This is a genomic window from Nocardia acididurans, from assembly GCF_016741815.1.
Taxonomy (GTDB): domain Bacteria; phylum Actinomycetota; class Actinomycetes; order Mycobacteriales; family Mycobacteriaceae; genus Nocardia; species Nocardia acididurans.
The window spans coordinates 504,675-527,562 of sequence record NZ_JAERRJ010000001.1 but is presented as its reverse complement, the minus strand read 5'-3'; the positions used below and the strand labels follow the sequence as shown (position 1 = coordinate 527,562).

General features: G+C 67.7%; 20 protein-coding genes. 10 read left to right on the top strand and 10 right to left on the bottom strand.

Features of this window, described 5'->3' with window-relative positions:
* Nucleotides 1-368: 368 nt before the first annotated feature.
* The 4 genes from JK358_RS02415 to dnaA form a co-directional block, all read right to left on the bottom strand.
* On the bottom strand, nucleotides 369-944 hold the full coding sequence (locus JK358_RS02415; protein ID WP_201942941.1) for a DUF721 family protein: 576 nt from the start codon (nucleotides 942-944) through the stop codon (nucleotides 369-371).
* On the bottom strand, nucleotides 937-2,166 hold the full coding sequence (gene recF / locus JK358_RS02410) for a DNA replication/repair protein RecF (protein WP_201942939.1): 1,230 nt from the start codon (nucleotides 2,164-2,166) through the stop codon (nucleotides 937-939). The genes JK358_RS02415 and recF overlap by 8 nt, the downstream gene beginning before the upstream one ends.
* Before the next feature lie 151 nt (nucleotides 2,167-2,317).
* The gene (dnaN, locus tag JK358_RS02405; RefSeq protein ID WP_201942936.1) at nucleotides 2,318-3,487 is read right to left on the bottom strand and encodes a DNA polymerase III subunit beta; all 1,170 of its coding nucleotides are present in this window, start codon (nucleotides 3,485-3,487) and stop codon (nucleotides 2,318-2,320) included.
* Nucleotides 3,488-4,240: 753 nt separating this feature from the next.
* Nucleotides 4,241-6,100 carry a chromosomal replication initiator protein DnaA gene (gene dnaA, locus JK358_RS02400; RefSeq protein WP_201942935.1) on the bottom strand — a complete coding sequence of 620 codons (1,860 nt, stop codon included), beginning with the start codon at nucleotides 6,098-6,100 and terminating at the stop codon, nucleotides 4,241-4,243.
* Between the two features lie 465 nt (nucleotides 6,101-6,565).
* Here dnaA and rpmH point away from each other — a divergent pair, with 465 nt between their 5' ends.
* From rpmH to JK358_RS02350, 10 genes are all read left to right on the top strand, one after another.
* A complete protein-coding gene (gene rpmH / locus JK358_RS02395) occupies nucleotides 6,566-6,709 on the top strand; it encodes a 50S ribosomal protein L34 (protein WP_033085250.1) in 144 nt (47 codons plus the stop codon).
* Nucleotides 6,710-6,814: 105 nt separating this feature from the next.
* Nucleotides 6,815-7,228 carry a ribonuclease P protein component gene (gene rnpA, locus JK358_RS02390; RefSeq protein WP_201942932.1) on the top strand — a complete coding sequence of 138 codons (414 nt, stop codon included), beginning with the start codon at nucleotides 6,815-6,817 and terminating at the stop codon, nucleotides 7,226-7,228.
* Complete coding sequence (gene yidD / locus JK358_RS02385) at nucleotides 7,225-7,563, top strand: membrane protein insertion efficiency factor YidD (protein ID WP_201942930.1); 339 nt, start codon at nucleotides 7,225-7,227, stop codon at nucleotides 7,561-7,563. Before rnpA ends, yidD begins: the two co-directional genes overlap by 4 nt.
* 4 nt (nucleotides 7,564-7,567) lie before the next feature.
* Nucleotides 7,568-8,635, top strand: coding sequence for a membrane protein insertase YidC (gene yidC, locus JK358_RS02380; protein WP_201942928.1), 1,068 nt, complete (start codon nucleotides 7,568-7,570; stop codon nucleotides 8,633-8,635).
* 60 nt (nucleotides 8,636-8,695) lie between these two features.
* Entirely contained in the window at nucleotides 8,696-9,247 is a 552-nt protein-coding gene (locus tag JK358_RS02375; RefSeq protein WP_232850582.1) for a Jag family protein, read from the top strand.
* A gap of 140 nt (nucleotides 9,248-9,387) precedes the next feature.
* Nucleotides 9,388-10,095, top strand: a complete 708-nt coding sequence (rsmG, locus tag JK358_RS02370; RefSeq protein WP_201942925.1) for a 16S rRNA (guanine(527)-N(7))-methyltransferase RsmG — start codon at nucleotides 9,388-9,390, stop codon at nucleotides 10,093-10,095.
* A gap of 109 nt (nucleotides 10,096-10,204) precedes the next feature.
* Complete coding sequence (locus JK358_RS02365) at nucleotides 10,205-10,630, top strand: Ig-like domain repeat protein (RefSeq protein ID WP_201942921.1); 426 nt, start codon at nucleotides 10,205-10,207, stop codon at nucleotides 10,628-10,630.
* Nucleotides 10,631-11,000: 370 nt separating this feature from the next.
* On the top strand, nucleotides 11,001-11,969 hold the full coding sequence (locus tag JK358_RS02360) for a ParA family protein (protein WP_232850698.1): 969 nt from the start codon (nucleotides 11,001-11,003) through the stop codon (nucleotides 11,967-11,969).
* 65 nt (nucleotides 11,970-12,034) lie between these two features.
* Nucleotides 12,035-13,060 (top strand): ParB/RepB/Spo0J family partition protein, encoded by a 1,026-nt coding sequence (locus JK358_RS02355; protein WP_201942917.1) that lies wholly within the window; start codon nucleotides 12,035-12,037, stop codon nucleotides 13,058-13,060.
* A gap of 205 nt (nucleotides 13,061-13,265) precedes the next feature.
* Nucleotides 13,266-14,000, top strand: coding sequence for a GNAT family N-acetyltransferase (locus tag JK358_RS02350; protein ID WP_201942914.1), 735 nt, complete (start codon nucleotides 13,266-13,268; stop codon nucleotides 13,998-14,000).
* A gap of 61 nt (nucleotides 14,001-14,061) precedes the next feature.
* Here JK358_RS02350 and JK358_RS02345 read toward each other — a convergent pair whose 3' ends face one another.
* The 6 genes from JK358_RS02345 to murJ form a co-directional block, all read right to left on the bottom strand.
* On the bottom strand, nucleotides 14,062-15,255 hold the full coding sequence (locus JK358_RS02345) for an N-acetylmuramoyl-L-alanine amidase (RefSeq protein ID WP_201942911.1): 1,194 nt from the start codon (nucleotides 15,253-15,255) through the stop codon (nucleotides 14,062-14,064).
* Between the two features lie 142 nt (nucleotides 15,256-15,397).
* Entirely contained in the window at nucleotides 15,398-15,742 is a 345-nt protein-coding gene (gene trxA, locus JK358_RS02340; protein ID WP_201942908.1) for a thioredoxin, read from the bottom strand.
* 14 nt (nucleotides 15,743-15,756) lie between these two features.
* Nucleotides 15,757-16,737: a thioredoxin-disulfide reductase gene (gene trxB / locus JK358_RS02335; protein ID WP_201942905.1), complete on the bottom strand. Its 981-nt coding sequence runs from the start codon at nucleotides 16,735-16,737 to the stop codon at nucleotides 15,757-15,759.
* Between the two features lie 111 nt (nucleotides 16,738-16,848).
* Nucleotides 16,849-17,856, bottom strand: coding sequence for an RsmA family anti-sigma factor (locus JK358_RS39820; protein ID WP_201942901.1), 1,008 nt, complete (start codon nucleotides 17,854-17,856; stop codon nucleotides 16,849-16,851).
* 47 nt (nucleotides 17,857-17,903) lie between these two features.
* Nucleotides 17,904-18,422, bottom strand: coding sequence for an RNA polymerase sigma factor SigM (sigM, locus tag JK358_RS02325; RefSeq protein ID WP_232850696.1), 519 nt, complete (start codon nucleotides 18,420-18,422; stop codon nucleotides 17,904-17,906).
* A 270-nt stretch (nucleotides 18,423-18,692) separates the two neighbouring features.
* Complete coding sequence (gene murJ, locus JK358_RS02320; RefSeq protein ID WP_372440607.1) at nucleotides 18,693-22,802, bottom strand: murein biosynthesis integral membrane protein MurJ; 4,110 nt, start codon at nucleotides 22,800-22,802, stop codon at nucleotides 18,693-18,695.
* Nucleotides 22,803-22,888 lie beyond the last annotated feature (86 nt).

The following is a 22,888-nucleotide window of genomic DNA, read 5'->3' as shown; positions in this document are numbered from 1 at the left end:
ACGTGGGGCCCTCGGGGACATGGTCAGCCATGTCTGCTCGAGAATTACGGACCCACGCGCGCGCTGTCGCGAGACGCGCCGGGAGGTATCGCCGCTAGTTACTCCCCCATCCTACTGGTAGGACCGACAAGGAATGCATCTCTGACACTCCTGAATGCGTCGTACGTGCGTGAAATCGACCATCGGCGGGTCCGGTCATGGGCGACAGGGGTTCCGGGGGCTTCAGCGGGCGATCCGCACGCGGCCCCGGACGAGTTTGCGAAAGAGTTCGCCGCGATCTAGCCGGAGACGTTCCACGTGAAACGTGCGGGCGTCACCGTGACGGATCAGGAACGGCCCCAACCCGTCCCGAACACACCCGCTCCGGACTACCCGTAGGTGTCACGCGGGCCCCGGCCCTTGACGTGGCGATCACCGTGCCGCCAGCTCGGGGCCGTCGGGCCGTTGATGCGCAGCGACTTCACCGTGCCGTGGCCGACGGCCGCATTGATCTTCGCGAGAATCTGCGACTGCATGAGCCGCAGCTGCGTGGCCCAGGCCGTGGACTCGGCCTGAATGCTCAGGATGCCGTTCTCGAGCGTGACCGGCTGCGCGTGCGAGGCGATGTCCTCCCCCACCACCGCGGGCCAGCGCCCGAACACCGTGCCCTCGGCGACCTTGCCGGACCAGCCCCGGCCCTTGGCCAGCGCCATGGCCAGCGAGGACAGCGTTTGGGGATCACGATCGTCCGGACCCGCCCCCGACCAGCCGGTGCGACGGCGGCGCAGCGCGCGCACCCCGCCCTTGCGCGGCGAGGCCCGCCCCTGCCCCACGTTCTGCCCCCGGGCGCGAGCGGCCGCGCGGGCCTCCTCGAGCGCCTTGCGGGCCAGGTCGACCCCGCGCAGTTCGCCCTCCGGCCCCTTGGCCCCGGGGGTCGGATCCTGTGGTTCCGGCTGATCAGCCATCCGCAACATCCTCTCCCGCGTGGCTGTGGTCCCCGCCGATTGTGCCGCATGCCTCCGACACCCGGGAGGTACGACGGTCGGCTTCGCCGGTGGTTTCGACCCGCAGGGGATTCGCGTCGAGCTCCGGCGGGACGTCCTCGGGGACAGCGGCGGTGATGAGCACCTGCTCGGCGGTGGCGGCCACCGCGGCCAGCGCGGTGCGCCGGCGACGATCCAGTTCGGCGAACACATCGTCGAGGATGAGCACCGGATCGGTGCCCGCGGTGCGCAGCAGTTCGAACGCGCCGAGCCGCAAAGCCAGTGCGAAGGACCAGGATTCGCCGTGACTCGCGAACCCCTTCGCGGGTGCGGAGCCCAGCATCAGTTCCAGATCGTCCCGGTGCGGCCCGATCAGGCAGACCCCTCGCTCCAGCTCCTTCTGCCGCGCATTCCCCAACTCGCGCAACAGGATCGCCTCCAGCTGCTCCTCGTCGTCAGGCTGTGGAGAACGCGCGGGATCCTGGAATTCCATGGGGAGATAACCGCTTCGATACGCGATAGACGCAGGTCGCGACTCCGGAGCGATCGATCCATAGGCCTGTGCGAGATGTGGATAAAGTTCGTGCACCAGCCGCAGCCGCTGCGCCAGCAGCACCGCGCCGTGCGCCGCGAGATGCCCGTCCCACACGTCCAGCGTGCTCAGCTCGGTACCGCGCGAACTCGAACGGGCATTGCGCCCAGCGGTTTTCAACAGGGCCGAACGCTGCCGCAGCACCTTGTCGTAATCCGCGCGCACCCCCGCCAGCCGGGGCAGCCGCGCGGTGGCCAGCTCGTCCAGGAACCGCCGGCGCTCCGACGGGTCGCCGCGCACCAGCGACAGATCCTCCGGCGCGAACAGGACCGTGTGCAGAATCCCCAGGATCTCCCGCGGCCGCCGCACCGGCGACCGGTTGATCTGCGCCTTGTTCGCGGTGCCCTGATTGAGCTCCATATCGATGCGCAGCTCGCGCCCGGTGTTCACCACCGTCGCGCCGATCCGGGCGCGCTGTGCGCCCATGCGAATGAGCGGCGCGTCCGCCGACACCCGGTGTGAACCGAGTGTGGACAGATAGCCGATGGCCTCGACCAGATTGGTCTTGCCGTTGCCATTGGAACCCAGGAAAGTGGTTCGCCCCGGCGGTAATTCGAGTTCAGCGCGCTCCCAGGAGCGGAAGTCGAGCAGCGACAGCGCCCGGACGTACATCTACGGCACCATGCCCATCGCGCGGCGTGGGATAACCCTGTGCAATTGTGGATCGACCTGCGGGATTTCTCCGGAATCCGGCGAAATCCCCTGTCGCACCGACTTTTTCACAGGGTTGTCAACAGTGTGCACAGACTGCCGGCTCGCGGGGCTAGCCCGGGAGCCGGACCGGCATCAACAGGTAGATGTAGTTACCCGAAAGCGCCTCGAACGCACCGGAATCCAGCTGCGCGGGCTCCTCCTCCGGCGCGGGCAGCAGCACGGCCGGGCGGCTCGGGGTGGTGAAGCCGAAGATGGCGCGATCCGAATGCAGCGCGGACAGGCCGTCGACCAGGTAGCCGGGGTTGAAGGCGATGGTCAGCGGCTCACCGCGGAACTCGGCCTCCAGCCACTCCTCCGCGCGGCCGGCGTCGTCGCCACCGGCGGACAGCAGCAGGCCCTGATCGGAGAACTCCATGCGCACCTGGGCGCCGCGCTCGGCCACCAGGGCCACACGCTTGATGGCCTCGGCCAGCGAGCTCACGCTCAGGGTGGCGATGGAGGTGTGCTCCTTGGGGAGCAACTGGCGGAACTTGGGGAATTCGGCGTCGAGCAGACGGGTGGTGGTGCGGCGGCCGCCGTTCACGATGCCCAGCAGCCCGTCGGTGCCGGTGCCGAACGCCAATTGCACGGGCTGATCGGACGCACCGAGGGTTTTCGCGGACTCGGACAGGGTGCGGGCGGGGACCAGTACCGCGGTCTCCACATCGGCGCGTCCGGGCTGCCATTCCAGCTCGCGCACGGCCAGACGGAAACGGTCGGTGGCCGCGAGCACGACCTTGGGACCCTCGATCTCGACCCGGATGCCGGTGAGCATGGGGAGGGTGTCGTCCCGCCCCGCGGCGACGGCCACCTGGCCGACAGCGGCGGAGAACACGTCCACGCCGAGTTCACCGGTCTGGGGCGGAAGTTCGGGAAGCTGGGGATAGTCCTCGACCGGCATGGTGGGCAGGGAGAACTTGGCGCTGCCGCACTGGATCAGCACGCGGGTGCCGTCGACGGAGACATCCACCGGCTTGTTGGACAGCGCCTTGGTGATGTCGGCCAGTAGGCGGCCCGACACCAGCACCTGGCCCGGTCCGGCTACCTCGGCTGCGACGCGCATCTGCGCGGAGACCTCGTAGTCGAATCCGGAGACCGTCAGGCCATCCTCGTCAGCCACGAGAAGTACGCCACCCAGCACGGGGACCGGAGGCCGCGACGGCAGGCTACGGGCCACCCAGGCTACGGATTCGGCGAAGTCCTCGCGGGCGACCCGAAACTTCATGCTTGCAAGCTCCATCGCCCGGTCTGTCCTCTCCAGTGTCTCGATCAATCGGATCTGAGTAATCGGCAGTCTCGCACACGGGGCCGACACCAAACCGTACCCGCGCGGGGCCGATGCGCCTACTCCGACCCTCCGGGCGCATCGGACGGCCGGGACTGCTCTCCCTTCTCCTCCCTGCCGCGTTCGAGTCGGGCGGAGCTACCCATCGATCCGTTCACTCCCAGACCCGGTTTCCACACAGCCTGTTTTAGAAGAAGTAATTCAAAGAAGAGAAATGAAGTAGTAGTAGGTCCTGTTAGTTCTGTGGACTCCGCCCGTTTGCGCAGGTCCGGGGGTGTGGCGGCGTGGGGATGTCCGTTGGGTGTCTCGAGGATGAACCGGGAGTGGCTGTGGAGGCAACGGCTTACTCCACATCTGTCCTCGAGCCATCCTCGAGTTGCTCCCCGTTTTTCGCCCACCCTGCGCACATCTGAGTGAATCGGGGGACAACTCGAGGATTCCTCGAGGAGTCGACAGGGACTCCTCGAGGAATCCACAGGGCACAAATCGCATCCGGGCAGGTCAGCCCTCGAGGATGAAGCAACCTGTGGGAACTGTGCACTACCGGTTGTGCACCCCTGTTAGTAGCCACCTGTGGGCAAACCGGTGGACAACAGTGGGAATCCTCGAGGAGTCCACAGGCATTCCTCGAGGACTCCTCGAGGAATCCACAACCCCGAAAACAGAAGACCCCCACGTCATCCGACGTGGGGGCCTGTTAGCTGTGGACTACCGCGATCTCTGCTTGATCCGGGCTGTGAGTTCTTGAACCTGGTCGTACACCCGCCGGCGCTCGGTCATCTCCTTGCGCACCTTCTTCTCGGCGTACATGACCGTCGTGTGATCGCGGCCGAAGGCCTGACCGATCTTGGGTAGCGATAGGTCGGTCAGCTCACGGCACAGGTACATGGCGATCTGCCGGGCCTGCGCGAGCGGCCGGGCCTTACCGGGACCGGTCAGCTCTTCCAGCGTGGTGTTGAAGTACTCCGCGGTCACGGCCATGATCGTGGCCGCCGTGATCTCCATGGTGGCGGTGTCCGGCATGAGATCGCGCAGCACCACCTCGGCCAGCGACAGATCCAGCGGCTGCCCGTTCAGCGAGGCGAAGGCCGTCACGCGGATGAGCGCGCCCTCCAGCTCCCGGATATTGCGCTCCACCCGGCTCGCGATGAGCTCGAGCACGTCGTGCGGGGCGTCGAGGCGGTCCATCCGCGCCTTCTTGCGCAGGATGGCGATGCGGGTCTCCAGCTCGGGCGGCTGCACATCGGTGATGAGACCCCACTCGAACCGGGTGCGCAGCCGCTCCTCCAGGGTGGCCAGCTGCTTGGGCGGCCGGTCCGAGGACACCACGATCTGCTTGTTCGCGTTGTGCAGGGTGTTGAAGGTGTGGAAGAACTCCTCCTGGATGCCTTCCTTGCCTTCGATGAACTGGATGTCGTCCACCAGCAGGATGTCGGTCTCCCGGTAGCGGCGTTTGAACGCCACCTTCCGGTCGTCGCGCAGCGAGTTGATGAAGTCGTTGGTGAATTCCTCGGTGGACACGTACTTCACCCGCATGCCCGGGAACAGCCGCTGCGCGTAGTGCCCGGCCGCGTGCAACAGGTGCGTCTTGCCCAAACCCGAAGCGCCCCAGACGAACAGCGGGTTGTAGGCGCGCGCCGGCGCTTCCGCGATGGCCACCGCCGCGGCGTGCGCGAACCGGTTGGACGCGCCGATGACGAAGGTCTCGAAGGTGTACTTGGCGTTCAGGCTGGCCGAGGAGGACGGCGCGGGCGTCTCGCGCTCGGGCGGCTTGTTGAAGTAGGTGGGCCAGTTGTTGCGGACGTTGACCACCGGCTCCTCGTCGGCGTGGTGGTCGTCGTCCACCGGCCGCCGCGCGGGGGCGGGCATGGGCGCGGGTTCGGGATCCGGTTCCGGGGAGAACAGGGATTCCTGTCCGGGCGGCATGGCCTGGGTCCGGTGCGATTCGCGTCGCCGGGGGGCTGCCGCAGGCTCGGGTGCGGGGACCGGCAACTCTTCGGCCATCGGCGGCTGCCCGAATTCCACAGGTGGATAAGATTCCCGCTCGCCGTACTCCGGCGGGTAGTCCGAAGGCGGCAGGTAGCGGGGCTGTGCATACTCCTGCTGCGCCTGGTAGTGCTGCTCCTGCGGCGGCTGGTAGTGCTGCTGGGGACGTTCGACGGGCTGCGGCGCGGGCTGCGGCTGGTATACGGGTGCGGCGTGATCGGTCTCACGCGGGCGTTCGGGCCGGGAGGTCATGCGGGCGTGCCGGGGGGCTGCGGCGGCGCGGTCACCGGAGTTGTTCTGCGCGGCGCGAATTCGCACGCCGAGGCCCTCGACCTGGAGGCCGCGCCGGGCGAGACTGCGGAGAATGGGTTCACGCAGATCGCGTTCGACAACCTCTTGCGCCATCGTGCCGGGGACCGACAGCAGCGCGAAGCCCTGCAGGAAGGTGATGGGTTCGATGATGCCGAGCCACGCCTTGTGCGCTTTACTGACCGGCTGTATCTCCCCGTCGGCGCTGCCGCTCGCGAGCTCGGCGATCACCTCGGGCCATACAGCGGTCAGCACATTCTGCTCGTCGTCCACGAACTTTGTCCTCCCCGGAGCTAGGCGATCGGCCCTACGAATATGCCACTCCAGGGGTCTTTCCACACAATTATCCACAGATGTGGAAAACCTGGGGATGCGCGGTACATCGCGTCGAATCCCCCGAATCGGGCGCGGACCTGCGGTTCTACAGCTAACAGCTGGCAACAGTTCCGGGCGGGGCTCGCGAGCACTGCTCAGCGGCCCGGCAAGGACCATACACACAATCCGCCCACCGACACGAACCCGCAGCTGACGTGTCCCGAACGGCCCCTGACCCCCGAGTTTGACCCTCGTTCAGGTGGTAAGTACCCTTCTACAGTCACCCTATGGTGCGGTGGCGGCTGTCTGCTGCCCTGCCCGATCGGGTATTGCGCCGGAGGATCTTCCGATCCACCGAGAGCACGTATCACCGAACAAACTTCGGGCGTCACCGGACGCCCACCACTTAGAGGAGTGTTGACCGTGGCCAAGGGCAAGCGGACGTTCCAGCCGAACAACCGTCGTCGGGCGCGCGTCCACGGCTTCCGTCTCCGGATGCGCACCCGTGCGGGCCGCGCCATCGTGTCGGCGCGCCGTGGCAAGGGCCGCGCCAAGCTGACCGCCTGATTCGGTTATCCCGGATGCGGCGCCAGACTCACGGCACGCCGTGTAGTCGAAACGGCTCGCCGTACTACCGGTTTCCTATCCCTCCGCTGATCGCCGGACGCTCAGGTGCTGCCTGAGCCGTTCCGGCTGCATCGGCGTACCGACTTCTCCCGGACGGTGCGCCAGGGCCGGCGGATCGGGAGACGGGATCTCGTTGTGCACGTACTGCTACACGACGATCACCAGTCCACGGACGTAGGTTCGCCCGTCATACGGGTGGGCGGTCCGCGGTTCGGTTTGATCGTCAGCAAGGCGGTGGGTCCGGCGGTGGTTCGCCACCGGGTGGCCCGCCGCCTGCGTCATATCTGCGCGAGTCTGGCGGCCGAACTGCCGGACGGCGCCGATGTGGTGATCCGCGCGCTGCCGGGCGCGGCGCAAGCCCCCACTGCCGAGCTGCATCGGCAGATGTCGAGCGGGCTGCGCAAACTCGGCACCACCACCGTGAGCCGTGAAGTGGATTCAGCCGGTACCGAGTCATGAGCGCTCTCCGCGCGGCTGCCCGCATACCGGCCAAAGCTCTGATATTCCTCATCGAGCTGTATCGGACCTACATCTCCCCCACCCGCATGCCGGTGTGCCGCTTCACGCCCACCTGCAGCGAGTACGCGGTGACAGCGCTGCGCACCCGCGGACTGGTCGTCGGTCTCGGACTGACGGCCGTCCGTCTGGCCAAATGTGCGCCCTGGCACCCTGGTGGGTGGGACCCCGTACCGGAACGCAAGTCCGCACGCAAGGAACAGCTCCGGGACGGGGCATCAGCTTATGAAGGGTCATCGTCCGCGGTGACCGGCGATACGAACGACGGGAGTGCATAGAGCCGTGCTCGACTTCATTTATTACCCGGTGTCGTGGATCCTCTGGTTCTGGCACCGAGCATTCGGGTTCGTGCTGGGCAAGGACAATGGCTTCGCCTGGGCCCTGGCCGTGGTGTTCCTGGTGTTCACGCTGCGGCTCGTGCTGTACAAGCCGTTCGTGAAGCAGGTCCGCACCACCAAGCAGATGCAGGAGCTGCAGCCGCAGATCAAGGAACTGCAGAAGAAGTACAAGAACGATCGTCAGCAGATGACGATCGAGATGCAGAAGCTGCAGAAGGACCACGGCTTCAACCCGCTCATGGGCTGCCTGCCCGTGCTGCTGCAGGTGCCGGTGTTCCTCGGTCTGTTCCATGTGCTCCGGTCGTTCAACCGCACCGGCCACGGATTCGGCCAGCTGGGCCTGAGCCCGGAGCTGAACGCGCAGACGCCGAACTACGTCTTCAACGCGGCCGACGTCCAGTCCTTCCTCACCGCACGGCTTTTCGGCGCTCCGCTCTCGGCGTACATCACCGAGCCGCAGGCGGTGCTGGATTCCTTCGCGCACTACGGCGGCATCCCCTCGAAGGTGGCCATCGCGGCCGTCTCCATCCCGCTGATGATCATCGCCGGTCTGGCGACCCACTTCAACGCGCGCGCCTCCGTGGCCCGGCAGTCGCCCGAGGCTCTCGCCAACCCGCAGGCCGCCATGATGAACAAGCTGGCGCTGTGGGTGTTCCCGCTCGGCGTGCTCGTCGGTGGCCCGTTCCTGCCGATCGCCATCCTGATCTACTGGGTGTCCAACAACATCTGGACCTACGCGCAGCAGCATCTCGTCTTCGGCCGCATGGAGAAGGAAGAAGAGGAGAAGAAGGCCGCAGCGCTCGAGCGCCGCGCGGCCAATGCTCCCAAGCCGGGCGCGAAGCCGGTCGATACTCGGAAGAAGCCGGCGACGGATACCGCGGTGGACGGCGAGTCCGATACCTCGCAGGCCGCCACCAATGGTTCGAAGCCGGTGGCCGGTGCCAAGCCGGCCGGTGGCAACAAGAAGCGGTCCGGCAACCGCGGTCGCGCGAATCAGAAGAAACGGCGCTGACCCTCGCCCGAAAAGCTTTGTGGCGCACCGCGCCGACAACTCCAGATGAAGGAAACAACCATGACTGTTGAAACCGACGGAGGGGACCCCACAGTGACGGCTGCGACGGCGGCGACGGATACCGCGGTGGTGGAGTCCGCCAACGACTCCGAGGAAGCGCTCATCGAAGAGGGCGAGATCGCCGGCGACTACCTGGAGCAGCTGCTGGACGTCCTCGACTTCGACGGCGACATCGACCTCGATGTGGAGGGCGACCGCGCGGTCGTCAGCATCGACGGCGGCAAGGATCTGACCAAGCTGGTCGGTCGTCGCGGTGAAGTCCTGGACGCGCTCCAGGAGCTCACCCGGCTGGCCGTGCAGCAGGCGACCGGCGTCCGCAGCCGGCTCATGCTGGATGTGGCGGGCTGGCGTGCCAAGCGTCGTTCGGAGTTGAGCGCGCTCGGCACCGAGGCGGCCAAGCGGGTGCTGGAAACCGGTGAGCGCGAAGCCCTCTCCCCCATGACCCCGTTCGAGCGCAAGATCGTGCACGACGCGGTCGCCGCCGTCGACGGTGTCGTCAGCGAGAGCGAGGGCGTGGAGCCGAGCCGCCGGGTGGTGGTTCTCCCCGCGTGACACGCACGCGACATTGACCGTAGGGCCCCCGGGACTCAGACCCCGGGGGCCCTACGCTTATCCATGACGCTCCCCGCCCAGCCGCTTGGGATTCGGGGGCGCAGTCCCTGAGAGCTACGAGAGTTGTGTTCATCGGAAGGATGTTTCACGTGGAACCAGGTCCCGAAGTGACCGAGCCCGTTGTCGAGCCCGCCGCCGCCGCGGTGATCTTCGGGGACCGAGTGGAGTTGGCCCGGCGCTACTACGACGTGCTCGCCACCGCGGGTGTGGAGCGTGGTCTGATCGGTCCGCGTGAGGTCCCCCGGCTGTGGGATCGGCACATCCTCAATTGCGCGGTGGTCGGTGAACTGCTCCCCCAGGGCGCGAGCATCGTCGATGTCGGCAGCGGCGCGGGCCTCCCCGGGATCCCGCTCGCCATCGCCCGGCCCGATCTTCGAATCACCTTGGTGGAGCCGCTACTTCGCCGGACCGTCTTCCTGGCCGAGTTCGTGGATGCGGCCGGACTCGACAATGTGCTCATCGTCCGTGGGCGGGCCGAGCAGCCCGGGGTGAAGAAGGAGGCGGGAGGCGCGGATGTGGTCACCTCCCGTGCGGTCGCTCCCCTGGCGAAGCTCGCGGGGTGGTCCATGCCGCTGGTCCGCGACCACGGAAAGATGATCGCCCTCAAGGGGATCAGTGCCGCGGAGGAGTTGGAGCGCGATCGCGCCGAACTGACGAAGGCGGGCGCGGGCCACGCGGAGGTGCTCGAATGCGGTGTGGGAGTGCTCGACACCCCCACGGTGGTGATCAGTGCCGAGCGGCTCCCCCGCGGTGAGCGCCGAGCGGCGGCCAAGTCCAAACGCCGCTGATCCGTTGCCGATTGATTCGAAATATCCATACTTCAAAAATGCGCGATGCCCGTCGGTACTGTCCCGTACACCCCGCATGGCTGTGGGGTAGGAGCACAGGAGCACACAGATGAGCATCACCAAGCGCGCGGGTTTCGGCACCGCGTTACTGGGCGCAATGGCCACCGCCGCACTCGTTGCGGCCCCGCAGGCCAATGCGCTCGTCACCGGACTCACCGGCCCGTCCGGCACGGTCTACGTCGGCGAGACCTACACCCTCACCGCCGACGTGACGATCACGTCCTTCCTCTTCGATGTCACCTTCAGCGACAACGGAACCGAGATCGGTAAGGCCAAGCCGAGCAGCTCCAAGGCGACCATCTCCTGGACCCCCACCACCGCCGGAACCCATCAGATCAAGGCGGTGCAGGAGATAGTCTCCAGCAAGACCATTACCGTCACTGTGACGGAGAAGCCGACGAATCCAGGTGGGGGCACCGGCTCTTCGGGTTCCAATCCCCTCGCGGGTCTGCTGAGTTCTCTCTCGGCCAAGTAGCGGTAAGTCCGAATCTCGCAGGCGCGGTGGCAGATTGCCACCGCGCCTGCCGTCGTTTCTGCGGGGTTCGGGGGCGCAGCCCCTGAGGGCCCACCCGGGAGTGGGGTCATGTTTCATGTGAAACATGGCGAAATTGCGTGTCGCGCCTCAGAGATCGTCGTTCAGCTTCCGTATTGTGTCGGGTACTGGCAAGCTATGAACGTCGAGCGTCGATCTCGCATCTCACACCCCTCTGGTGACAAAGCAGTCGCGCGCTGCCAGATGCCCGTAATCCGCTCGACCACATGTCTTGAAGTTCTCGGGGTTAGGAGCCTGTATGTCCAATCGTCCGGCGAATGTTTCACGGGAAACAACGTCCCGGGTGCCCGGCATGCTCGATGGCGGCGCCTTCGATGTAGAGGAGTTCAGCCGCACCCCGTTCGGGAACATCTCCGCCAGCGAGACGCCCATCGCGGCCGAGGCGCAGCGCGCCAGCCAGGTGCTGCAGGGCAGCACCGCGAGCCTCCCCCGCCCGCGGGAACAGCGCATCATCACCATCGCGAACCAGAAGGGCGGCGTAGGTAAGACCACCACGACCGTCAATCTGGCTGCCGCGCTCGCCCTCCAGGGAATGCGCGTCCTCGTCATCGATCTCGATCCGCAGGGCAATGCCAGCACCGCGCTCGGCATCGAGCACCACTCGGGGATCCCCTCCTCCTACGAGTTGCTCATCGGCGAGGTGTCGGTGCGGGACGCGATTCAGCAGAGCCCGCACAACGAGCGCCTGCTGTGCATCCCGGCCACTATCGACCTCGCGGGCGCGGAGATCGAACTCGTCTCGATGGTCGCCCGCGAAGGCCGGTTGAAGGCCGCCATCCAGGAGGCGAACCTCGCCGGGTACGACATCGACTACGTCATGATCGACTGCCCGCCGTCGCTCGGTCTGCTCACGGTCAACGCGCTCGTGGCAGCCAAGGAGGTGCTCATCCCGATCCAGTGCGAGTACTACGCGCTGGAGGGCGTGGGTCAGCTGCTCCGCAATATCGGTCTGGTGCAGTCGCATCTGAATCCCGAATTGCATGTCTCCACTGTCGTTCTCACCATGTACGACGGCCGCACCAAGTTGGCGGATCAGGTCGCCGAGGAGGTGCGCGGTCACTTCGGTGAGGCGGTGCTCCGGTCCGTGATCCCCCGCAGCGTGAAGGTTTCCGAGGCGCCCGGCTACGGCATGACGGTCCTCGATTACGATCCGGGTTCCCGTGGCGCGATGAGCTATCTCGACGCGGGCCGGGAAATGGCGGCGCGCGCGGCGGCGCGTCCTGCCGGGTCGGGAGCCGTTCCCGACGCAGAATCCGAATAGCGAATTTTCAAGTCCGGTGTGCAGTGGAGTCCGGTGTGGTGAACAACGAGAGGGGTCGTAGGCCGATGAGTCAGGCGAAGAAGGGTGGACTGGGACGCGGTCTCGCCGCACTGATCCCGACCGGGCCGGCGGCCACACCGGGGCTCGGTGGGGCCACGCCGGGGCTCGGCAGCGCGGCCGCGAATGTCGTCATCGGTCTGGATCCGATCGGCCCGCAGCCGGCGTCGGCCTATCTGCACCGGGTCCCCGATCCGGAGGACGGGGTGGATGCCGGTGCGGTGTACCGGGAGATCCCGCCGGAGCAGATCGAGCCGAATCCCAAGCAGCCGCGCCAGGTCTTCGAAGAAGAGGCGCTCGCCGAACTGGTGCACTCCATCAAAGAGTTCGGCCTCATGCAGCCGATCGTGGTGCGCCAGGTCGAGTCCGAGCCCGCGCCGCGCTATCAGCTCATCATGGGCGAGCGGCGGTGGCGCGCTTCGCAGGAGGCGGGCCTCGACGCGATTCCCGCGATCGTGCGCGAGACGGCCGACACCTCGATGCTCCGGGATGCGTTGCTGGAGAACATCCATCGCGTGCAGTTGAACCCGCTCGAGGAGGCGGCGGCCTACGCGCAGCTGCTCGAGGAGTTCGATGTCACCCACGAGGAACTGGCTTCGCGAATCGGCCGCTCCCGTCCGGTCGTAACGAATATGCTTCGCCTGCTGAAACTTCCGATCCCCGTGCAGCGCCGGGTGGCCGCCGGAGTGCTCTCCGCCGGACATGCTCGTGCGGTGCTGGCGCTGGAGGCGGGAGCCGAGGCACAGGAGGCTCTTGCCGCGCGCATCGTGGCGGAGGGAATGTCGGTGCGCGCCACCGAGGAAGCCGTCACACTGGCGAATCGGAATCCGGATGCGGCGACCCCTCCCCCGGCCCCGAAGCGCAAGCCGATTCAGATGCCGGGTCTGCAGGATGTGGCCGAGCGGCTGTCGGAGTCGTTCGACACTCGCGTCACGGTGAGTCTCGGCAAGCGCAAGGGCAAGATCACTGTCGAGTTCGGCTCGATCGATGATCTCGAACGAATTGTGAGCCTGATGGAGCAATCGAAGCTCTGATTCGACCCCACCCCGGGGGTCCGGGATGAAACGTCACTGTGACGGGCCAGTTTTCTCCGGAACCTCTCAGCCCCCTGTGAGCTGCCGGGCCCGGGTCCCTGAGATCATGGAAGAGGCGTATAGCTTTGATCGCTTATCCTTGCGGGCGAGCAGATGATGCGGCGTGAGTGTGGATGAATCGGACGGCTGGAGGCTGAGCAGAGCGGTGTCTACCAGCGTTACCGCACTGACCCTCGGCGGACTCGACAAACTACCGGCACATGCCAGGCGGTGTGTGTTCTGGGAGATCGATCCGGCGGTGGCGGCGGATTCCCGCGAATTCAGTGACCCGGTCTTCGAGAAGGAGGCCTGGCTCTCCACCGTCATGCTCGAATGGGGTTCGTGCGGGCAGGTGGCGCTCGTCGAGGGCCAGGCGGCGGGGTGTGCGCTGTACGCGCCGCCGAATGTGGTGCCGCGGGCGGGACTGTTCCCCACCTCCCCCGTGTCCCCGGACGCGGTCCTGCTGACCACGCTGCGGTCCGAATTCCCGTATGACGGTAACGATGTAGCCCATCAGCTGATTCAGGCCGTGGTGGCCGATCTGATGCGGCGTGGTGTCCGGGCTATCGAGGCGTTCGGATTGCGCTGGGATCCGCCGACCACGGCGATGGCCGATCGTGGTTTCAGTTCGATGATGCTGTTGGAGCGGATCGCGCCGACGCCGCAGCGGAATCCGGGCGGCGGGTCGGCGGCGGTGGGCTGCACGCCGGAGAACTGCATGATCGATGCGGACTTCCTGGAGGAGGTCGGCTTCAAAGTTGTTGCCGCGCATCATCGTTTCCCGCGGCTGCGGTTGGAGCTCGATCACGAGCACCTGTGGAAGGAGGATGTGGAGCGCGCGCTGGATCAGCTGCTCGCCGCCGCGTCCATGACCGCCCCGGGTCGCGTGCTGACGCTCTGAGCGGGTAGGCAGAACAGAAAGGCCCTGTCCATCGGACAGGGCCTTTCGAGTTCTCGCGGACCTAGATGCGGTCGGCCGCGGCCAGTTCTTCCGCCAGCAGTTCGGCGAAAGTGTATGTGCCCGTGGGCTGATCGTCCTGGCCGAGCAGGTAGAGCCGCTTGACGGAGATGAGGATCGCTTCGGCGATCACATCGCGCATGCGCGGGTTGGTGAGCACGGAGGCGTCGTAATCGCTTGTGAGGTAACCGATGTCGACCTGGACGGTCGGCATCTTGGTGAGCCGCAGCAGATCCCAGGTGCGGGCGTGCGTGCGGCAGTCCTGCAGCGAAGTGCGCGCGACGATCTCGCGCTGGATGAATCCGGCCAGCACCTGTCCGATCATGGAGGTGGAGCCGTGCGAGTTGCCGAAGTGGAAACTGGCTACGCCGCTGGCGGATTCGCTCGGATTGGCCGCGCAGCGCAGCGAGATCATGAGGTCGGCGTCGAAGGTGTTGGAGGTTTCCGCGCGTTCGGCGTCCGACGGGTTGGCTCCCCACGGCCGGGACAGGAATGTTTCCATTCCCGTTGCGGCCATGCGTCCTTCGAGCCGGCTGGCGAGGTCCCAGAGGATCTCGGATTCGTACACGTCACCGAATTCGGTGGGTACGGGCGCGCCCTTGTCCGGCCCGCCCAGGCCCGGGTCGATGACGATGCGCTTGCCGGTGAGCTGTGGCCCGGCGCGGTGCACGACTTCTTCCTCGGCGATGCGGTGCGGGTTGCCGCCGGTGACGCGCGCGCCGAGCAGGTCGAGCGAGCGCAGGGTGTCGGGTCCGCAGATGCCGTCGGAGGAGAGTCCGATCTCACGCTGGAACGAGGTCAGCGCGTCGTGGGTGTGCGGCCCGAAGTAGCCGTCCACGCGGTGGACGTAGAAGCCCAGGTCCTGCAGTCGCCGCTGCAGGGTGGCGACGTCGTCGCCGTACAGCGGTGCGGACAGCTGGTAGATGAGGGTTCGTGCGCCGAGTCGGTAGGAAGCCTCTTTGAGCGCCCGGTAGGTGGCCGGTCCGACGACGCCGTCGACCAGGAGTCCGCGGTGCTGCTGGAAGGCGCGCACCGCGGAGTCGAGGTCGTGGTCGAAGGTGGCGTCGGAGTCCTTCCAGTACTCCCCGTTGCTACCGGGTTCGGTATTGGGGTGCATGTGCAGGAATCCGAGGGATGCGAGGGTGCTCCGAACCTCTGCTACGGCTGGTCCTGTATCGCCGTGACGAAGTCGGTGCATGCGTGAGAGCCCTTTCCTTCCGCCAACCCGGGTACCCATTCGCGCGTGTGTTCACACACGCGCGACCGGGGCGTGAGCTGATTGTTTCAGACCCGGACCGAATTTCGGCAACTGTCGAGTGCAGGCATCCTACGGCGAGTCGTTAAAGAACTTCTTGCAGTTCGCGCAAGAGGGCCGCTTTACCCTTTGCGCCGACGATCCGCTTGGTTTCCTTGCCCCCTTGGAACAGGACCATGGTAGGCAACGACAGGATGCCGTACGTCTTCGAGGTCTCCGGATTGGCGTCGGCGTCCACCTTGGCGATGGTGATCTTGTCGCCGTTGGTGGCCGCGATCTCCTCCAGCACGGGGGCGACCATCTTGCACGGACCGCACCAGGCTGCCCAGAAGTCGACCAGTACGGGCTTGTCACCCGAGGCGACGAGGACGTCGTCCGCGAAGCTGGCGTCGGTGACGGTCTTCAAGGCGGAGGTCTTGGCGTCTGTCATGGTCGTGCTCCTACTCAGTTGGCAACTTCCACCGGCTGACCGGCGTGTTCGAGAGTGTTCGTGGTGATGTCGCCCTGCTCGGCGAGCCAGCGTTCGGCGTCGATGGCGGCGCGGCAGCCGGTGCCGGCGGCGGTGATGGCCTGCCGGTAGGTGTGGTCGACGAGGTCGCCCGCGGCGAAGACGCCGGGCAGCGAGGTGTAGGTGGACTGGCCTTCGACGCGCACGTAGCCTTCGCCGTCGAGTTCCACCTGGCCGCGCACGAGTTCGCTGCGCGGGTCGTGGCCGATGGCGACGAACAGTCCGGTGGCGGCGAGTTCGGAGGTCTCGCCGGTGCGGGTGTCGCGCAGGGTGAGGCTGGTGACGGCCGTATCCCCGTGTACCTCAACGACTTCCGAGTTCAGGACGAATCGGATCTTGTCGTTGTTCTTGGCGCGCTCGAGCATGATGCGGGAGGCGCGGAACTCCTCGCGGCGGTGCACGATGGTGACCGAGGACGCGAACTTGGTGAGGAAGGTGGCCTCCTCCATGGCGGAGTCGCCGCCGCCGACCACGACGATGTCCTGGCCCTTGAAGAAGAAGCCGTCGCAGGTGGCGCAGGCGCTGACGCCGCGGCCGAGGAAGTTCTGCTCACCGGGCACGTTCAGGTAGCGGGCGGCCGATCCCATGGCGAGGATCACGGCGTAGGCCTCGAAGACCTCGCCGCCGACGGTGACCTTCTTGATGGTTCCGGTGAGGTCGAGTTCCTCGACGTCCTCGGTGCGGATGTCGGTGCCGAACCGCTTGGCCTGCTCGCGCATCTCCTCCATGAGGTCGGGGCCCATGATGCCCTCGCGGAAGCCGGGGAAGTTCTCGACCTCGGTGGTGGTCATGAGGGCGCCGCCGAACTGGGTGCCTTCGAAGAGCAGCGGCTGCAGTTCCGCGCGGGCGGCGTAGACGGCAGCCGTGTAGCCGGCCGGACCGGAACCGACGATGATCAGGTCGCGAGGCGTACTCAATGGGCCCTCCGAGGCAGTTGTGAAACGAGCATGTCGGTCAACCACAGCGTAAACGCTGTCATTCCCCGGCCTTCGTGGGCTGTACCGCTGCTGTCCGGGTTGTCGTCTGCGTCACTGTATGTCGACGGTGGCGAGTACCTGCGGGTTGTCCGGAGTGCAGGCGTTGCCGAGGACGACGGCGGTGATGCCGGGCGGTGTGGCCCCGGGCAGCAGGACGAGCACGGCCTCCTGGCCGTTGAAGGTGACGCTGCGCGCGCCGAGCTGGGTGCGGTTGAGCCCGGCGGCCGTGAGGCAGCCGATGAGGGCGTCGCCCTTGGCCAGCGGCCCGCTGATCTCGTGTTTGCCCATGGCCCCGAGGATCACCGAGGACGGCATGGAGGCGTCGAGCGGGATCGCGGCGACGGGCTTGCCCTCCGGTGACACCGTGCGCCCGCGGACGGCGTCGACGGCGACCACGCCACCGGCCAGGACGGCGACGGTGGCCGCGGCGGCGGTGAGCCAGCGCATGCGGTTCGACATGCGTTCCATCGGCCGCGGCGGGGTGGGTTCGTCGTCGATCTCGGGTTCGGGGCCGGCGATGTCGCGGGGGTCGAGGCGGCCGGTGTCGAAGATGGACGGTCGCAGCGCCGGCATGGGTGCGGTGGCGGCCGGCCCGTGCTGGGCGGCCTGGTCGCGGGTGCGCAGCTGGTGCACGGTGGCCATGCGGCGGGCGTGGGCGCCGGGGTCGACGCGGTCGGTGGCTTCGACGTCGCCGGGCGGGATGCGGTGGGTGACCTCGTTCGGGTCGGTGGTGGTGAGTGCCCGGGTGGCGGGCGGGGTGGCGCGGGGGCCGACGCGTTCGGTGGAGTCGTCCTCGGCGCTGCTGACGAGGGCGTCGAGGAAGCCTTCGAGCCGGGCGAACACGTCGTCGGGCATGGCGTGCACGATGTGGTCGTCGTGGGCGAGGTCGCGTAGCCGGGTGTTCATCTCGTCGAGGGAGTCGAGGTAGCGCATGGCGTCGGGGTCGCGGCGGACCTCGGGCCACAGCTGTGCGGCCTGCTGTGCCGGGAGGTTTCCGGCGTGCAGGTCGGCGAGCAGCTCGACGGAGAACGGCGGGCGGGGCAGTGTCCCTGCGGCCATCGGTCCTCCTGTGTCGTTCATCGTCCCTCCACTCGTCAACTCTGGGCTTACGGGTGTGGTTTCTTCAAGTGTTCGAGCAACTTGCGCCGCCCGCGGGCGCAGCGGCTCTTCACGGTGCCTTCGGGGACGCCGAGCAGGGCGGCGGCGTCGGCGACGGAATAGCCTTCCATTTCGACGGCGACGAGGGCGGTGCGCTGGTCGGCGGGGAGGGTGAAGAGTGCGGCGTCGACGACGAGCGTGGTTTCGAGTTCCGCGAATTCGTCTCGGGCGTAGACGGGTTCGGCCACCGATTCGTCGGACAACGGTACCGCCTGGCGGAGTTTGTTGCGGCGGATCCGGTCCAGGCAGGCGTTGATCACGATGCGGTGCAGCCAGCTGCGGACCTCGGAGTCGCCGCGGAAGGAGGCCGCGCCGCGGTGGGCGCTGAGCAGGGCGTCCTGCAGTGAGTCGGCGGCGTCCTCGGTGCTGTAGGAGGCGCGAACGGCGGTCTGCCACAGGTGATCCCGGTGCCGGCGTAAGAGTTCGGCGAAGGCGTGCCGTTCGCCGTTCACGTGGGCGGCGAGCAGATCGCGGTCGGAGGGCTCGGGTACCGGCGGGAGGGTGCGCGTGCTCCTGGGTTGCGCGAATTGCGCTGGTGCTCCCCCATGTTCGTTCGCAGAAGACAAAATGTGCTACCCCTGGATCGGCCGAATCGGGGAGTCTCCCTGCCCGGGAGTCCGCAAGATCATAACGGGGCCGAGGATCGGGCAGCAACGTGTGACACAGAAAGTGCAAGCCGCAGTTCGCGATTCGAGGGAACCGATCGAACCGGGCATACGTCGCACCGGCGGCGGTTGCTAGGGCGCGGCCTCGAAGCGCAGTTCGGCGATGGCCGACTGGAACTGACCCCCGTTGTTGCCCAGTCCGGTGATCCAGACCAGGACGTAGCGGGCGGGCTGGTCGGCCCGCACCGAGATCTCGGTGATGCCGTCGTTCAGGGTCGCCGACCCGACCAGCTGGGTCTGGTCGAGGGTCGGCGAGGCGGTCGGTGAGGTGCGGATCTCGACCTGTGTTCCGGCGGAGGGCGATTCGATGATCACCTTGTTGACCTTGCTGGGGCTGCCCAGCGTGGCCAGCACGCCCACGCCCTTCTTCAGTGCCGGGAACTGCTGGAAGTACTGGTCGGTGCGCCAGACGGTGGCCGGGTTGTTGTCCAGCACCGCCCCGATCTGACCGACGCCGTCCGGCGTGCCCTCCGGCGAGTACACCGACGCCCCGGTCACCGGGAGCGGCACGCCGCCCGCGGTGGTGGGCGCCGGAGCCGGTTCGGGCGCACCGGGTTCGGCGGGCACGGTCTGCGAGGTGGTGAGCCCGATATTGCGCTGTTCGTTGAGCGGCGCCTCGGAGCTGCCGGGCGCGAAGACGCTGAGCAGCCACCAGATGATCACGCCGACGACGAGCGCCGCGAGCACGCCCAGACCGACCAGGATCCACATCATCCGCTGCGAGCGTTCCTTTTCGGCCGCGAGCAGTTCCGGATCCGCGAGGGTTTCGTCCGGCGCGCTCGGGGGCCGCTGGCCCAGGCGCAGCACCGGAATGAAATCGGTCTTCTGGTCGACCACCGATGCCTGTTCCAGCACATGCTGGACGGTCGCCGCGGTGCGCACGCCCTTGTTGGACTCCAGCGACCGCACCGCGACCGCGGAGATCTCGAAGGGCACCTCCGGCCGGATCTGCCGGGGTTCGATCGGCGTGCCGTCCGGCCCGAAATCGGCCAGCGGCAGTCCGCCGACGGTGGCCGCGCTGCCGGTGACGCCACCGGAGCGGATCGGCCAGTGGTCGGTGATGAGCGCGTAGAGCATGGCGCCGAGCCCGCGCACGTCCGATTGCGCGTCGGAGTCGGACAGCGTGCCCGGGAAGGCCAGCACCGCGTCACCGGTGGCGCTGATGCGCACCCGGTCGGGATGGTCGATGGACAGCGAACCGCCGCCGCGGTGCGCCATTTCGGCCGCCGCCGCGAGTGCCCGGATGGCCCGCGCCGCGCCGATGGGCGACGGGACGGTCTCGGCCATCTCCTTGAGCGAGCGGCCGGGCGTCCATTCCGCGACCACGATGCCGCCGGAGGATCCGCGCACCACGTCGAGCACGCGGGCCAGGCCCGGTGAGTTGATGCGGCCCAGGCGCAGGGTGCGGGACAGGATGGCCTGTGGGCCGTCGTGTCCGGAGTTGTCGGCGTCCTTCTGATCGGCGTCGACGAAGGTGAGAGCGACCTCGCGGTCGAGTTTCACATCCAGGGCCTGCCAGAACCGCAGCCCGCGCGCGCCGCCGTGCCCGGCGAGCAGCCGATAGCGGCCACCCGCCACGGACGCGCCGGGGATCAGCTTGGGTCCGCGCTGCACGCGCTTGGTGGTGGCCGAGCTCATGCCCATGGGTGGCATCTGCGGTGAAACGGCTTCGTACACACCGGTTTCGGGGCCAGCGGCCTCGTCTTCCGGTAGGTTCTCCGGTTCCGCGTCGTCGCCGCCCGGTGCCGGGCGTGGTGCCGATTCGGCCGTGCCGCCTGCTTTTCCGCTCTTCTCGTCCGGAGTCGGGGGGACATCCGTGGAGAGTCCGCCGCCCGCGGACACGGAAGAGTCGGCGGACGGGACGCCGCCCGCCGCGTCGTCGCTCACCCTGGTTCCTCCTTCGCCCTGGTGTGTCGAGGACCGATGTATCGGGCCCGGTTCCCCGGCGTCCGATGTGGTGCGAACGCGAGCGCCCGCGTCCCCGGGCACGCCGGATTCCGCGCTTGCGCTTCTCTGCCGAACAGGGTACGGGAACTCGCCTGTTCCGGTGATGTCAACCGCATCGGGTCGAATGGCGGGCAGCACCATGGTCTGCGCGTCCATGTACGGATCGAAGCGGTAGTAGTACGGTGCGGCCCGCATGTCCGGCCGCGGCAGCAGCGTGGTCTCGTGCAGCTCTTCGGCGGGAACGCCGTCGAGGTCGAGATCCGGTGCGGGCGGCGTGATGCCGAGCTTGCGCGAGAGGGCGACGGTGATGGCCACGATCTCCGGAATACCGGCGAGGCGCATGAGCGCGAAGGCCACCCCGAACATGACGACGGCGGTGAGGCCCACCCGCACGATGGAGCCGATGCCGCCGAAAGAGTCGGTGAGCCGGTGCAATCCGAGCACCTTGTCCACGATCAGCATGACCGCGCCGCCGGCGACCGAGGCCAGGGCGACGCGCGAGATCGTCCGCCCGACATTGGTCATGCGCAGATCGCCGAGGCTGCGGTGCAGCAGCCAGCCGCCGATCACCGCGCCCGCCACGAAGCCGAGCCCGTTGGCCGCGCCGAGCGCGACGACCACCATGTCGTCGGCGAACAGGTGCGGAGTCAGCAGGGACAGCACGATTTTCACGCCGGTGATGCCGAGGATGATCCAGGTCGGCGTCCACGCCTGCTCGCGGGCGTAGAACACGCGCAGGTGAATCAGGACCAGCGAGTACGGGATCAGCGTGAACGCGGACCAGGACACGGCCTCGCCGAGCCGGTGCGCGTCCTCCGCGCCGAAGCGTCCGTAGGACAGCAGTGCGGAGCCGATCTGCGGTCCGGCCAGCGTCAGGAACATGACGATGGGCACCAGCGCGATCATGGTGAGTCGTGTGGCGGTGCCGAGATCGTCGACCACGGCCGGTGTGTCGTCGGCGGCGGCATTGCGCGAGAGCCGCGGCATGATGGCCGTCAGCAGGGTCACGCCGAGCACGCCGTACGGCAATTGCAGCAGCAGCCAGGCGAATTGGTAGATGGCCGGGCCGGCGACGTCGACGCCGGAGGAGATGTTGGTGGCGACCATCCAGCCGACCTGGCTGATGAGCACGTACAGGATGATGGCCGCGCCCATGCCCGCGAACTGTTTGAGCCGCGCGTCGAGTCCCCACAGCGGCCGCAGGTCGATGCCTTCGCGCCGGATGGCGGGCAGCAGGCTGACGACCTGCACGATCACGCCGCAGGTGACGCCGATGCCGAGCAGCAGCAGTTTCGGCTCGCCCATCTGCACCGGGTCGAGGCTGATCTCACCGGGCAGCAGCCAGTAGAGGAACAGCACAACCAGCACCACGAGGTTGTTCAGCACCGGCGCCCAGGCGCCGGGTTTGAACACCTGGTGGGTATTGAGGATCGCCATGAGCAGCGCCGACATGCCGTACAGCAGGATGGCGGGCAGCAGCAGGTACGACAGTGCCGTGGTGAGCGGTGAGCTCACCTGCCCGTCGTCGTCGATGAGCAGTGAGGTGAGCACGGGCGCGGCCACGAGTGCCATGACCGTGCCGATGCCGAGGACGGTGAACGCGGCGGTGCACAGTCGCCGGACGAAGGCCGCGCCGCCGTCGGCATCCTCTTTCTCCGCGCGCACGAGGGTGGGCACCACGATGGCGGTGAGCACCGCGCCGAGCAGGAGTTCGGAGATCATGGCGGGCAGCGTGCTGGCGACGGTGAAGGCCGAGGCGATGGCCGGGCCGAGCACGGTGAGCAGCATGAGCTGTTTGCCGAAGCCGGTGATGCGGCTCATGAGGGTGGCGATGGCGATGGAGCCGGAGTCGCGGACGAGGCGGGCGTTGGCGCTCTCGGGTTTGGCTGTGGCGACCGCGGCGTGTTCGGCGGTGCTGGGCAGTTTCCGGGGTAGCGGCTGGGCCTGTCGCACCGGCGCCGAGGCCGGGCCACCGGCCCGGGGGTTGGAGAACGGCGGTGTGTTGTAGCGCTGGCCGCCGGTCGGGGTGGGCCGGGGTGCGGGTCCGTCGGGGCGGTTGCCGCTGCCGCCGGGGTGTCCCCAGTGGTAGCGCTCGGGGTCGCCGGCGTCGCCGCTGACGGGTCGCCGGGGTTGCTGGGGCTGACCGGTCTGTGGTGGCCCGGGGCGGCGCATCATCGGACCGGATTCGGGTCCGGCGGGATTCGCGGGTGGTCCGGCGGGTCGCCGGGGCGGCATGGATGACGGACCGGACGGTTGACCCGATTGCGGTCGTCCGGGAACCCCTTGCGGATTCCGGGGATTCGCGGGTGCGCCGGGCGGCA